The organism is Mycoplasma ovis str. Michigan (assembly GCF_000508245.1).
GTDB lineage: Bacteria > Bacillota_I > Bacilli_A > Mycoplasmatales > Mycoplasmoidaceae > Eperythrozoon_A > Eperythrozoon_A ovis.
In genome coordinates, this window is record NC_023062.1 from 622,146 (window position 1) to 635,538 (window position 13,393).

17 protein-coding genes are annotated in these 13,393 nt (G+C 32.7%); 13 read left to right on the forward strand and 4 right to left on the reverse strand.

Annotation, left to right across the window (positions count from 1 at the left end; all coding sequences use genetic code 4):
- Positions 1 to 19 precede the first annotated feature (19 nt).
- The 9 genes from MR07_RS03560 (at position 20) to MR07_RS03605 (ending at position 7,446) form a co-directional block, all read left to right on the forward strand.
- Positions 20 to 1,003: a hypothetical protein gene (locus MR07_RS03560; RefSeq protein WP_024071544.1), complete on the forward strand. Its 984-nt coding sequence runs from the start codon at positions 20 to 22 to the stop codon at positions 1,001 to 1,003.
- A 138-nt stretch (positions 1,004 to 1,141) separates the two neighbouring features.
- Entirely contained in the window at positions 1,142 to 1,336 is a 195-nt protein-coding gene (locus MR07_RS03565) for a hypothetical protein (protein ID WP_024071545.1), read from the forward strand.
- A 21-nt stretch (positions 1,337 to 1,357) separates the two neighbouring features.
- The gene (locus MR07_RS03570; protein WP_024071546.1) at positions 1,358 to 1,966 is read left to right on the forward strand and encodes a hypothetical protein; all 609 of its coding nucleotides are present in this window, start codon (positions 1,358 to 1,360) and stop codon (positions 1,964 to 1,966) included.
- Positions 1,967 to 2,094: 128 nt separating this feature from the next.
- Entirely contained in the window at positions 2,095 to 2,874 is a 780-nt protein-coding gene (locus tag MR07_RS03575; RefSeq protein ID WP_144079583.1) for a coiled-coil domain-containing protein, read from the forward strand.
- Between the two features lie 21 nt (positions 2,875 to 2,895).
- On the forward strand, positions 2,896 to 3,756 hold the full coding sequence (locus MR07_RS03580; protein WP_024071548.1) for a hypothetical protein: 861 nt from the start codon (positions 2,896 to 2,898) through the stop codon (positions 3,754 to 3,756).
- A gap of 171 nt (positions 3,757 to 3,927) precedes the next feature.
- A complete protein-coding gene (locus MR07_RS03585) occupies positions 3,928 to 4,371 on the forward strand; it encodes a hypothetical protein (protein WP_024071549.1) in 444 nt (147 codons plus the stop codon).
- A 440-nt stretch (positions 4,372 to 4,811) separates the two neighbouring features.
- Positions 4,812 to 5,666: a coiled-coil domain-containing protein gene (locus MR07_RS03595; protein WP_024071551.1), complete on the forward strand. Its 855-nt coding sequence runs from the start codon at positions 4,812 to 4,814 to the stop codon at positions 5,664 to 5,666.
- Positions 5,667 to 5,849: 183 nt separating this feature from the next.
- Complete coding sequence (locus MR07_RS03600; protein WP_024071552.1) at positions 5,850 to 6,608, forward strand: hypothetical protein; 759 nt, start codon at positions 5,850 to 5,852, stop codon at positions 6,606 to 6,608.
- A 19-nt stretch (positions 6,609 to 6,627) separates the two neighbouring features.
- Complete coding sequence (locus MR07_RS03605) at positions 6,628 to 7,446, forward strand: hypothetical protein (protein ID WP_043901218.1); 819 nt, start codon at positions 6,628 to 6,630, stop codon at positions 7,444 to 7,446.
- Positions 7,447 to 7,564: 118 nt separating this feature from the next.
- Here MR07_RS03605 and MR07_RS03610 read toward each other — a convergent pair whose 3' ends face one another.
- Together MR07_RS03610 and MR07_RS03615 are read right to left on the reverse strand one after the other, a co-directional pair.
- Positions 7,565 to 8,071 (reverse strand): hypothetical protein, encoded by a 507-nt coding sequence (locus tag MR07_RS03610; protein WP_024071554.1) that lies wholly within the window; start codon positions 8,069 to 8,071, stop codon positions 7,565 to 7,567.
- A gap of 97 nt (positions 8,072 to 8,168) precedes the next feature.
- Positions 8,169 to 8,777 (reverse strand): hypothetical protein, encoded by a 609-nt coding sequence (locus MR07_RS03615; protein WP_024071555.1) that lies wholly within the window; start codon positions 8,775 to 8,777, stop codon positions 8,169 to 8,171.
- A 110-nt stretch (positions 8,778 to 8,887) separates the two neighbouring features.
- On the opposite strand from MR07_RS03615, the gene MR07_RS03620 reads away from it, so the two are divergent.
- The 4 genes from MR07_RS03620 (at position 8,888) to MR07_RS03635 (ending at position 12,065) form a co-directional block, all read left to right on the forward strand.
- Positions 8,888 to 9,775, forward strand: a complete 888-nt coding sequence (locus tag MR07_RS03620; protein WP_043901219.1) for a hypothetical protein — start codon at positions 8,888 to 8,890, stop codon at positions 9,773 to 9,775.
- A 99-nt stretch (positions 9,776 to 9,874) separates the two neighbouring features.
- Positions 9,875 to 10,219 (forward strand): hypothetical protein, encoded by a 345-nt coding sequence (locus MR07_RS03625; RefSeq protein ID WP_024071557.1) that lies wholly within the window; start codon positions 9,875 to 9,877, stop codon positions 10,217 to 10,219.
- A gap of 30 nt (positions 10,220 to 10,249) precedes the next feature.
- Positions 10,250 to 11,158: a hypothetical protein gene (locus MR07_RS03630; RefSeq protein WP_024071558.1), complete on the forward strand. Its 909-nt coding sequence runs from the start codon at positions 10,250 to 10,252 to the stop codon at positions 11,156 to 11,158.
- Between the two features lie 142 nt (positions 11,159 to 11,300).
- Positions 11,301 to 12,065, forward strand: a complete 765-nt coding sequence (locus MR07_RS03635) for a hypothetical protein (protein ID WP_024071559.1) — start codon at positions 11,301 to 11,303, stop codon at positions 12,063 to 12,065.
- A gap of 194 nt (positions 12,066 to 12,259) precedes the next feature.
- On the opposite strand, the gene MR07_RS03640 is transcribed toward MR07_RS03635, so the two are convergent.
- Both MR07_RS03640 and MR07_RS04465 read right to left on the reverse strand, forming a co-directional pair.
- Complete coding sequence (locus MR07_RS03640; RefSeq protein WP_024071560.1) at positions 12,260 to 12,865, reverse strand: hypothetical protein; 606 nt, start codon at positions 12,863 to 12,865, stop codon at positions 12,260 to 12,262.
- 319 nt (positions 12,866 to 13,184) lie between these two features.
- Positions 13,185 to 13,322: a hypothetical protein gene (locus MR07_RS04465; RefSeq protein WP_024071562.1), complete on the reverse strand. Its 138-nt coding sequence runs from the start codon at positions 13,320 to 13,322 to the stop codon at positions 13,185 to 13,187.
- Positions 13,323 to 13,393 lie beyond the last annotated feature (71 nt).

Sequence of the window (13,393 nt, forward strand, 5' to 3'; positions counted from 1 at the left end):
TTAAGTGACAAATTAAATAATGTCTATCTTCAAAGTCTTAATGGTAGCATTAAGTGGATTTGTGGTGGGTGGGACTGCAATTGGAATAAGTGCTAAAAATTTTTTAAATATAGAGAACAATGGCCGGATTTTGATTGAAGGTGAAGATGAACATGCTAAAGAATTAGAAAAAAGTGAGAGAAAAATCAATGAATTGCAGTATGAGATAGAACAAAACAAACGGGATTGGTCTATCGAAGAAATTAATTACAAAAATAAATTAGAAGCAAGAACACGACTATTGCAAGAGTTAAAGGCACAAAAAGTTACATTAGAGGGGGGTCAAAAAACATTAAAAGAAAGTCTTGAGCAACAAAAAGCATTATTAGAAGCAATTCGGAAAACAGTAGCAGACTTAACGGGAGACGGAAATAGTCTTGAAAAAAATAAAGCTCAATTGAGTGAAATGGAGGCAAAAATAATAGAGCAAGAGGGTCAAATTAAACAAACTCAATTAGAGAAAGAAGAATTGGAAAAGACTAATGAAAATATTCAAGCTGAAAAGGGCAAAATGCAACAAGAAAAGTCAGATTTAATTGCGAAATTAACAGAATTTAAAAATTTAGAGAAAATTTTTGAAATTTTTACAAAAGAACAGATTGCTTTAGATCAAATTAAGGACATTGACTCATATGAAGAGAAAGTAAAAGATATTGCTACAAAAAGAATGAAATCAACTAGAGAATTGCGTAAGCAAATTACTGATATTGTGGCAACGTTGTCTAATGAAATTAGATCTGGAAAAAATATAAAAATTGAAAAATCACAACAAATAAATGGAGGAGGATCTATTTGTTATGAAGACTCTAGAGAGGATGTATACGGAACTCATTGCGTAGATAATACAAGATGAGTAAATGGTACTTATGAAAGAAAATCCATAATGGGTTCTGAAGTGGAAGAGAAGAAATTTATAGAAACTTTGACTAAAATACTTGAGTCACTAAAAGACAAGGAAAATTAATTTTCAAATAAAAATAAGTAAATTCTGAGCAAATTTCCTAGTTTTTTATTCGTATTCCTTAATAAGACTGTTCTCTTTTAATCAATAAAGTTGAGGAAATTAGATTACAATTGAAAATTAAATCTGAAATAAGTAATTATGCCCTCTTTAAAGTTTTTAGTTACTGGATTAAGTGGGATTGTGACAGGAGGAACAGTCGTTGGACTGGGGGGGGCAGGTAAATTAATTTCAGGGGAGCGACCTTCTTTCTCTATAGAACTAAAGGTAAAAGATAAAGAAATTGTTGATTTAGAGAGTAAGTTAGAAAAAAATGAACAAGAGTTATTAGATTAAAGAACTAATTATGAGAAGAGAATGAAAGAAATTGAACAGAAGTTAGAAAGTTTACAAAGAGAGCAAGAACAATTTAGCGAACGTAAAAAGTCGTTGGAAGTGGAAATACAACGACAAGAGAAAGAATTAACAAGTAATAAACAATCATTAGAAAAAGTAGCCAGTCGAAATGTTGATATAGAGGGGTTAAAAAAGAAGTTAAAAGATAAGGAAGATAACCTTTCAAAAACTAAATTGGAAATGGAAACGTTAGGAAAGACTAATTCGAGTTCACGGGAAGAAAATGGCAAACTTCAAAAGGAAAAAGATAGTTTACAGAAAAAATTAAAAGAATTAAGCTATTTGGAAAAGATTTTTGCAGAATTATCAAAAGAAAGAATTAAAGAAGGGGACATCAAAGACATCAGAACATATAAAGCAGTATTAAATAATGCCATAACGAGAAGAAAGATGTCACTACAAAACAAAAGACTGCAAGTTTGAACTGATTTAACGACTTTATTTGGTCGTGAACGAAAAGGAACAAATAATAATGAATTGGCTAGGGGGAAGTTAATTGGAGATTCAGTAAAAGAAGGTGAATTTTTGGCAAAATTAAGAGAAATATTTAACAGTATTGAAAAAATATAGAGAGAAGAAGAAACTAGATTTAATTATCTTTGATTTTTAGTTAAATATCGATAAATACTCTGGCATGAATAAAATAGGTTTAAAAATAGGAATAAGTGGAACATTTTTAAAGCTTTAATTAGGTAGTTATGGCTAGTTGGAAGACTATGCTCATGGGGGGGGCAGGTGGATTGCTTTTTGGAGGATCAACCGTAGGAGTAGTTTTTAGGGGAGGCAAACAACCAGTTTCTGCAGAAGTTACTAGAGAATTAGAAGCCAAGGGAACTGAAATAACTCAATTAGAGTCTCAATTATCGGAAAAGGTTAAGCATTTGTTGAGTGAAAAAGCTAAACATGAAGAAGAATTAAAGAAAAAAGCAAGTGAATTACAAGGGTTAGAGGCTAAAGAAAAGGAGTTACAACAATTAACAGACAATTTAAACAACAAAAAAGAAGAGGTTCAAAAAACTAAAGATTCTGTAAGTCAGTTAAAACAATTGGGAAGGCAATTACAAGCAAAGGAGACTGAAATGTCAAAAATTGAAAAGGATAAAGATTCATTAGAGAAGGCAAAGGGCGAGATTAAGGCGGCAAAGGAGAAAATTCAAAGAGGGATGCAACAATTGAAGCAAGAAATTCAAAAAGTTAAAGATTTGGACAAGTTTGAAATGATCGTTGAGGGAATGAGCAGGGAAAATGTTCAACAGGATCAAATTCAGGAAATTCAAAAACGTGAGAAAAATCTATTAAATCTTCGTGCAGAAGCAAAGAAAGAATTGAGAAATTCTGTTAAAGCAATGTTGGATAAATTAATTGCTGGGATTAAAACCAACAGCGGGATATCGGGTTCTGAGCAAGACAAATCAGCCTTTCAGGCACGTTTAGAGGAAATGCTGAAGGATTGACAAGAAAAAATAAATAAAAAATAAAAGGTATTAGGTAGTTAAGTTATGCCTTCCTTGAGATTTCTAATTACAGGATTAAGTGGTATTTTGACAGGAGGTACTGCCGTCGGATTGGGTGCTGGAGACTGATTGTTTGGTGGCCAATCCTCTTCGTCTTCGCATTTAATGGAGGAAAAGAATAAAGCAATAAGTGAATTAAAAGAAGAATTGTCGAAACAAGATAAGGACTTATTAGCCGAACAGGCTATTTACGAAGAAACATTAAAAGAATTGGAACAACAACTGCAAGAATTGCAAGACAAAACAGGTCAGTTTGAAAGTAGAAAAAATTCATTAGCTGATCATCTAAAGAAGGAAGATGATGCATTAACTAAGGCTAAAAATGCATTAGAAAGATCACAAAAAGGTGCAATTAAAGCTGAAGAGGCTAGTGCACATATAGAAAAATTACAAACACAATTACAAGAAAAAGCCACTAAACTTGAGAGCACTAAAACAGAAAGAGATTTACTGAAAAAAGCTAATTTAGATGCCCGAGAAGAAAATAGTAAAGTACAGCGGGAAAGAGATAGTTTAAATAAAAAGCTAGAAAGATTAAATCAATTGCAAAGAATTTTTGAGGAGTTGCGTAAAGCTGGTTATGGAAAAGAACAAATTGTAAATGTGGATAAATATAGAGCATTCTTATGGAATGCTATAACGCACAAAACTAGCGTATTGTGAAAGGAAAAGGGGGCGGTATTAAGCAATTTGCATGCTTTAACAAAACAGATTAGAAACGGGAGCCAAAGTACTAGACAAGCAGGAGATGTTGCGCCAATGGATACTCAAACCGTAATTGGAAATCCAGAAAAGGAAAAGGAATTATTAGAAAAAATAAAGGCTATATTAGACAAAGTTAGTTAAAAAAGGGGCTTAAATTTACTCTTTTACAAAAAATCTATAAGTTAACTCTTAAATATTTCGTACTTGTAAAACATTGCAAACACATCAACCGTACTGTAGTGCAAATAAAATAATTTCAATAAAAAAGATTGGTATTTAGGCTTAAGAAGGAATTAATCCAACTTCTTTCTAATGGCTAGTCCGAAGGTTCTTATTCTGGGGGGGGCAGGAGGTTTATTGTTGGGCGGAGCAGCTGTAGGAGTAGGAATTAGACAATTTCGAGGAACCACAGTTGTTAATGCTGAAGTTACGCCAGAATTACAAGCAAAATACAAAACACAGTTAGAGTCTAAAGAACAAAGAATAAAACAGTTAAGTGATGAATTAACAACGAAGACTGAAAGTGTATCAAGTGAAAAAGCTAAATATGAAAAAGAATTAGCGGAAAAAGAGGAAAATTTACAAGAATTAGAGAAACTACAAAAAGATTTTGATAATACTACAAAAGAGTTAACTAAACAATTAGAGGATAAAAAGAAGGAGACTGACGATACTAAATTATCTTTAGCGAAATTAAAGAAAGAGCAAACAGATTATTCAGAGACCAAAAAACAATTAGAAACAAGACTGAAATAGCAAGAAACTGAGCTTTCACAAACTGAGGAGCGAAAAAGTGCATTAGAAAAATCCAAAGAAGAGGCGCGAGTTAGAAAAGAACAAGCTCAAAAAGAAAAAGAAGAAATAAGTGAAAAAATTAAGAACATTAAAAATTTAAAAACACTTGAAAAAGTTTTCATAGGATTCAACGAGGAGGGGGCTTTTAGAGGAAGACCTCGAGAAATCAAAAATTATAAAAGTGAGTTGTTGAATTTTAAAAAGCAAAAATACAGATTGAAGGAATTATATTGACAGGATGTTAAGTCAATGAATCAGTAATTTTGAAAACAATACAAAATTGCTTGGAAAAGACGAAGACAAAAAAAGATTCAAAACTCAGGTAGAACAATTATTGAAACAATGAAAAGAATCTTGAAAATAACATCGAATAATTTATTTAGAGATTTAAGTGAATAATTATGGCTTCTTGGAAGTTTTTAATGACTGGATTGAGTGGAATTGTTGTAGGAGGTACAACAATGGGATTAGGCGCAGATAGTTGATTTCCGAGAGGACAACCTTCTTTCTCTGAAATGCTAGAGGCAAAAGATGAAGAAATTGAAGGGTTAGTGAGTAGGTTGGCGAAAAATGACAAAGATTTGATGGAAGAAAGGTCTAATTACGAGACTAGATTAGAAACAATTGAACAAAAGTTGAAAGATTTACAGGGAAAGCGAGAACAGTTTGACAATGATAAAAAGTCATTGGAAGAAAAAATTAGGCAACAAGAGGAGGAATTAGCCAGAACTAAAACATCATTAGAACAGATAGCCGACAAGAATATTGATAGCGTTAAAGCAACTAGTGCTCAAATAGAAGAACTGCAAACAAAATTAAAAGAACAGGGCGATAAGCTTTCAAAAACTAAATCAGAAAAAGATACCTTGGAAAGAGCTAATTCAAGTGCACAGGAAGAGAGTAAAAATGTACAAAAAGAAAGAAATGATTTAAAGGAAAAGTTAACAAGATTGAATTATTTGGGAAGAGTTTTTTCGGAATTGCGCGGAGTTGGAATTAAACAAGAACAAATTAAAAATACTAAAAATTATAAATCCTCGTTGAGAAACGCTTTATCCAAACAAGCTCAAGCTGTGCAAAGCCAACGACAAAAAGTTTGGACTAATTTAGTTACTTTGATTGGTCAAAATTCAAGGGGGCAAAGAAACTACGAAAGTTCAAAACTGGAGAAAGAAGAGATAATTGGAAATAAAGATAAAGAGGATCAATTTTTAAAAGATTTGAGAGATTTGTTAGACAGCATTGAAAAAAGATAAAGCTAATTGGAAAATAAATTTAACTGCACTTAAAAATGCAAAATATTTCAAACAAATTCATTCTTACGTATGCAAATAAAATAAGTTCAATATTCTGCTATTTCAAGATGAAAAAATAAAAGGGGGATAATTAGATAACTATGGCTGGTTGGAAAACTATGTTACTAGGGGGGGGCAAGTGGATTGCTATTTGGAGGCTCAACTGTCGGGGTACTATTTAGAGGAGGAAATCAACCAGTTTCTGAAAATATTAAAAGTGATTTAGAGGCGAAAGAACGAGAAATAGAACAATTAAAAGCTGAGATATCGGAAAAGCTTCAATCTTTATCGAGTGAAAACATTAAGCACGAAACAGGTCTAAAAGAAAAGGTAGAGGAATTACAGGAGTTAGAGGAAAAACAAAAAGAGTTACAAAAGTTAACAGAAGATTTAAGTAAAAAGAAGGGAGAGATTCAAGATACTAAAGAATCTTTAAGACAGTTAAAACAAATCCAGTCTAATTACGAAAAAACTAAAAAACAATTAGAGGCAAAGTTGCAAAGAAAAGAGAGTGAAATCTTGAAAATTGAAAAAGATAAAAGTTCGCTAGAAACATTTAAAGATAAGATTCAAGGAGAAAAGAAGAAGATTGGAGAGGAAATTCAACAAATAAATGAAAGAATTCAAAAAGTTCAAGATCTTCAAAAACTTGAAATGATTGTTGAGGGATTAAAAAAGCAAGAGGTTTTAAAGACGCAAATTAAAGAAATTCAAGATCGTGAGCGAAAATTATTAGATCTTCGTAAAGAAGCAATGAAAGGATTAAAAGATTCTGTTACAGGGATGTTAGAACGATTAGTCAGAGATCTTAAATCCAAGGGAATAGTGAGCAATGGTCAAAACTCAGATTTTCAGGTACGTTTAGAAGAAGTGATTAATAATTGAAAGTCAACTAAAAAATAGGGAATTAAAATAAATAATTATGCCTTCCCTAAGATTTTTAATTACGGGATTAAGCGGTATTTTGACAGGAGGTACTGCTGTTGGATTAGGTGCTGGTGACTGGTTATTTAGAGGACAAGACACTTCTTCACAGTTGCTGGAAGTAAAAAATATAGAAATAAGTAAGTTAAAAGATCAACTAGACCGTAGTGATTTAGAGTTATTAGCTAAACAAGAAGAATACTCACAAATATTGGAGGAAGTAGATCAAAAAATTAGAGACATGCAGTTATCACAAAGCTCATTTGATAGTGACAAAAGGACATTAGAACAACAAATCAAACAACAAACACAAGAATTGCAGAAAGTTTCACAGACATTAAAAGGAATTGATATTCAGAAAATTGAGGCTCAAATAAAAGGCATAGAAAATCAATTACAAGAAAAAGAAAATAAGGTTGCACGAGCAAAATCTGAAAAGGATGCAATAGAGCAAATTAATAAAGATGGTCGATTAGAAAATGGTAATTTACAAAAAGAGAAGGGTGATTTACAAGAAAAATTAAAAAAATTGAATTACTTGGAGAGAGTTTTTGTGGAGTTACGGGGAGTTGGAATTAAAAAAGAAGAAATTAAAAATCTTGACACATATTGAGCTCACTTAAATAATGCCATAAGGAGAAGGCAAAAAACAATAGGTACAAAGAGTGCAAGTATTATGAGTTCTTTGAATAATTTGAGATCTCAACTGTTTGGCCGAAGTGTCGTGCGAAGATCTTCCAGTCCAACAATAATTGGTTCCTCAGAACAAGAGGCAAAATTCTTAGAGGAATTACAGAAAATATTAGACAAAATCTAACAATAAAAAAAATTAATTTTTTTCTTAAATATTTGAACTAATTTAAGGAAAAGCTATTAAAAAAATTAATACTATCTAGTACTTAAAGAAAGCGACAATAATCAAAAATTAGAGTTATTTAAGAGCCTGAAAGGCATCTAACTGTTCAGTCCATATATGTCATTTCCACTCGACATTCTGAGCTTTTAAATTTATGTTCCCCAACGCCTGCGGGTTTTACAAAAGTTATTTCAGACTCCTCCTGAAATACACTTTCGTCCGGAATAAATATTTCCTCTTCCCCAATATCATCCTCTTGTAATTGCACCTTTAGAATCCCTAAGCTAGTCAAAGTTAATCATCTAACTTCTACAGGATTTTGATCTTTATAGCTTTTAAATCACTTAAACGACACTTCTTTAGGTATAGTTTTCCCTTTCTCCAAACAAACAGCTAATTCACCAACACTCTCATCCGCCTCGCTATCTTCTCTAGACTTAACTTTTTTACAATTGCTACTAATTTTGGATCTTGTAGATTCCCCTAGATTATTATCGGAAGAGCTTCCCGAAATAGACATAGGAATCAGAGAAGAAGCTCCTGCAATGCCTCCTGACAAAGGAATAGTCAACAATTTAAAGTTCATCGTCAATGTCGTCTAAATTCTAAGGGAGTTGAAACTTCCTAATAACTTGGTAATAATCTCGCTTCTTTCGCTAAATTTTTCTAAAAAATAAAGATTCTTAAATAGAAGAATTTGCTACGTAATTAATCTTTCAACCTTTATGAGGTAACTTATCTTTATCTTCTTCTGATACTTCCAACTGACACTGTTTTTCTGTGAAAACTTGTCCATTAACGGAAGAAGAAATCAGTCCTTTTGAGGCATGAATTTCTTCAGATAATTTCATTCTTTTATTACTGAAACCAGTATTGTCTGACTTTGTTAAGTTAATAACCAAGTGACTGTGAGTAAATTTCAAATCTTGCACAGGTATAGGCATTCCATATTCCCCTGCATGATATTCAAACTCGATTTCTAAACTATCTTGATAAGTTCGACAAGCTTGAAGCTTAGACTTATCCTCATCAGAAGCTAAAACAACTCTACACAAATCGGGATTTTTAGTTCTTTCTTGATATTTTTCAGCTTCATTTAATTGTTTTCGAGCTTGTGAAACGGTGGTTGTTAAAGAAGATTGATGAGTCTCAGAACTGCTCTCTTTACTAGAAGTTTCTGTAGCCACAGTTACTGATTCCTCCCTGAAAGAAGCATTAGAAAATACTGCTACAGGAGAAACAGCTGTAACAGTAGCTAAGCTCCCAACAATAATGGATTTAAAGGAAGACAAAATGCCTTAAAGAAAATAATGTTTTCACACAATTTTAAAGCCTTTTTTGATAAATTATTTAAATTAAAAAAATTCAAATAGAATCCATAAAAAATAAACTAAGTTAGTTTATGGCCTTCCTTTCCTCACTTTTTGGGAAATATGTAATGATGACTTTAGTAGTTTCAGGGGGAATAACAAGTACAGTTTCAGGAATATTGTTTTCTGATAAACCTACAAAAGAAGTTGTTGTCCAAGCAGAAACTCACCTAAACGATGGATTGGAACAACAAGAGGGAGGTAAAAGAGATAGTTTTTCTGAGACCCCAACACCCCAAGTCAAATCATTAAAAAGTGACATAACAGATTCTGGGCAAAGTCTATCTAATTCCAAGGAAGAAAATCTAACTGAAAAAAATAACGAAAAACCAAAAGATACAAAATCAAATTCAGAAAACCAACCTGTAACACAAGCTCCACAAGAATCAACAAAAGATTTAGGATTGGACTCCAATCCTAGTTCGAATCCGAGAGAACAAGTGCCTGCAGTAAAAGAAGAACCTCAACTTCCTAAAAATAACCCCGTAAGAGGTGAAGGGGAGAATGTCCCCAAACCTGATATTCCTAAACTGGAACTAGAACAAGCTCCAATTGAGGCCCCCACGATGGCAGAAGCTAAACCTTCAAACAGAAGTTGATTCAGTATTGGTTCTAGAAATTACAATGACCTAGAATACAATGAAATTTCTCCTGATGTTTGTCAGAAGACAATAGAAGGGCAACAAATTACTTTTGATTGTGAATGAGATCTTTCTTCCCCTAAAACAAATATCAGATTCTCTTTCTTTGTAACTGATTATCCAGATTTACAAAATAAGAAATGAGAAGAGCTGAATGAGATTGATATTTATACTCTGGAAGATAGTATCCAAGTAGGTTTTGTATTTAAGGATGAATTAGAAAAAGAAATAAGAGTTCCTATTTCCGCTCCAGAGGAATATTTAAAACAATTTAGTTAACAGATAAATTTTTGTTTTGGGAGAAGTTTTTGTTAAAAAACAAATGTTTTATTTGTTTGCGTAGCAAGTATATAATCTTTAAAAATTAGTTAAATTCTTATGGTTCTTTCTGTTTCCTGAGCAGTTAAGTATTTTTTAACGACTTTAGGAATAGGAGGTGGTATTGCGGGTACTGTTTTATTTACTTCCAATCCTGTTTCAGCAACCGTTGCAATCAGTACTTTAACCATTGCTGATTCTTCGAAAGAGTCAATTCAAACACCTTCTAGCTCAGAAGCTGGTCTTTCTTCTGATAATACTAATGCTTCACTATCTCCAGCTAAGGTGAAAGAACTTGACGAAGGATTAGGTAAGTACTATAAGTGTCGTAGTCGACACTTACATAAGGGATGTAAGTCTTACTTGCCATCATGATTTGTGAACTCTACAAACGAATGAACTTAAAGGCTTTTTAATTAGTTAAAAGTTAACTTCATGGCTTCTTTCGTTTCTCTATTGTCAAAATATTTACTTTCTGCTATAGGTGCTGGAAGTGGAGTTGTTGGAACTATTTTTGGGACTATTAATGCAGGTAAAACTCAAGGAGAAATAACACATCAAGTTGAGGAACAACGACCCACTGGAAGTGATGTTGTTTCACGAACTCCTTCAGTAATTGTCTTTCCGCAAACTCCAGTTGAATCTACAGGACCTGCCATAAGTGCAGAAAGCGATCGCTCTGGTGAAGGAGTGGACGCAACAGGCAAAAAGAAAACAGAAGCAGAACCTAAAAAAGAAGTAAAAGAACAAAGTGACAATAGAAATCTCCATGCAGAAACTTTAAGGGGAACAGGAGGAACAAAACAAATATCGGAACAGTCTCCTTCTATTGTTGGCGAAGGTACAACTTTACAAAAACCAAATTTGGAATCTCAACTTAATATTCCAGAAAGTAGAAACGAAAGTGAGCTTGCAAGTTCAGTTTCCGAAATATCTCCTCAACCTTTGGCTTTGCCAGAAGATTCAGCGAGTGAATCTGAATCTAGAGAAACAAGTGGATTAAGAGGAAGTAGATTCACTATGAGATCTAAAAACTATGACGGCTTAGAACAAACTGAGTTAATGCCCGACGAATGTACAAGAAATATAGATGTGGATAGAGTTTCTTTTTCTTGCCCGACGAATGATGACATAGGTCTCAAGACTAATATAGATTTCTCTTTCTTGACAAAGTCAGTTCCTAGTCTGCAAGATAAGGACTGAAATGATTTGTCAGAATCAACAATTTATCCTAGAATGGACAATATAACTGTGGGTTTGATATTTAACAGTGGCGGTGGCGAGATAGAAGTTCCTTTAGAAGCTCCGGAAAAATATCTAAAACTTATGGGTTACGAGGGATAAGAGTATTTAAAACATAGAACAGAAAAAATTTAGTTAGTTTCTTGGCTTTTTCTCCTTCCCTTTTAACCAAATATTTACTTTCTTTTATGGGAGTGGGGTTGCGGGAACTGCTTTTGGAGCCCACAATACTAGTACTAGTGAGTTGCAAGGTCAAAACTTAAAGGTTGAGTATAAAGAAGATTTAGGGACTCAAGATCCCGAAATAGATGGTGATTCGGGAGGGGATCGAGTTGAAGAAGGAGTGCTTGGAGCTAAGGAGGTCACACCGCCCCAATCAGAACAAGGAGAAAAACTCAATGACCAAATTACTTCCACATCTTCCGAGAAGTCCGAGGGAAATGATGTTGATGAAACGTCGCAACAAATATTAGGACAATCTTCTACTGATTTTGCCGGCAGTAGTTCAAAGCGAGAGGAGCCTAGATTAACACAGCCAGCATCAGGACCAGTTACTTCTGATTCAACTAAACAAAACATTAAACACGAGAATGAGGGAGAAGAATATTTAAAGGAAAAACAAGAGTCTGTTCCAAAATTGACTAAGGAAGCTACGCAATTAAATGCAAAAGAAATTCAGAGCAAAAATTGATTCTCGATTGATTCAAAAGTTTACGAGAGTTTAGATGAAAATGAATGGACAATTTCAGAATGCGAGACAAATCAACAAGATAATGTATTTTCTCTGAAATGTCCCTGAAATTATTCAACAGAAAAGACTCACATTAACTTTTCCTTTTCTCCTGATTCAGTGCCTGAATTAAAGGAAAAAGATTGAACCAAATTACAAGAATTATCGATTACTCCTCCCAATCTTGAACAAGGAATAACCTTGGAACTATTGTTTAATGATGATTTGGAACATCTGATAGAAATCCCGCTGAATAAGCTAAACTCAAAGGCGACTTAAAACATCATTATCAAGTTAATTTTTACCTGCTTTTCCCCCAAGAAGAAAATGACAAAAAATTAGATTACAGAAGGTTCCAGAAACTAAGATAAGTAACTAAAGGAACGCTAAAAGTAATTAATGCTTTAGAAAAAATTAACTATTTTTCAATTCTTCTGTAAAGCTTTTCGTTCTTAGAAAAAGTAAATAAGTTTTTATTTTTTAATATTCATTCACTGTAGTAATTTCTTTGCAATTTTCAACTCAATTAAAGAAGAAGAATTTTCCTCCATTTCTTGCAATTTAGCTTCTTGTTGTTTAAAGCTTTTAACCGCCCTATCCCAAGAAACAAAAGATCTATTTCTTGAGATCTCTTGTCTCTTACTTGCAATGGTAAAGAAAGTTTTATTTAAAGAAGATATATCTCTTTGAAAATCTCCTTCATTTTCATAAAAATGTCTGTAAGGATTTTTATCTCATCTCCCTCAATCATTTGTGAACACATTAGTCTTTCCTTTCAGAGTTTTTGTAATTTTTATTTTCTCCCAAGATCACCCAATTTGTTGTAAAGCAAATTTAATTTCTGAAAGTTTCGGCTTTTTCTTTAATGTATGAGACATTTCATCAGATAGGCTTTCCTCTATTTTTTGAATCTCATTTAAATTTTCAATAAGCTTATCCTTCTCAATATTTAACTCACTATAAAGTTCATACATCTTTTGCAAAACAGTTCTGTGTTCTTTGGAAAGAGAGGGAGCTATTTTTGGTTTATCCTTAGATATTTTGTCTATTTGATTTCTTACAGTTTGAAAAACATCCAAATATTTTTTCTACCCTCTTCATTTCCATTGAGATGTTTTTGAACTGTGTTTTCATATTGTCCAGACAACCGTAAATCAAGTTCGCTGACTCTTTCAGAAGTACTAATTTCTTGATTTACATTCTTAACTATTGATAAGACATGTTCCTTTGTAGCATCTAAGCTTTCTAAAGAAAAAGAATCTTCAGGTTTCTCAAGTTTTAAATTTACCTGAGGTAAATTAATTGAATCTCCTATTAATTTGTGTTGCTGTGAATAAGATTCTGACTTTGTGTCTAACTTACTATCCTTAAGTCCTAAAGTATTATAAAAATTTTTGTTTAAAGTTGTTGCCCCCCCCAGCTAAAGTCTTTTATATTTTTAAACAATTCATAACTGTTATTCAATATAGGTCATGCGACACCATTTGCCCCAAGAAAACCAAAGCCACCTAGAATTAACTTAGTTTTTCCCTTCAACCCTATTCCTTCTATATTTATTTCTTGAATAGTAGTTAAATCAATTTAATTCAAAAGTCAAAAATCAGATT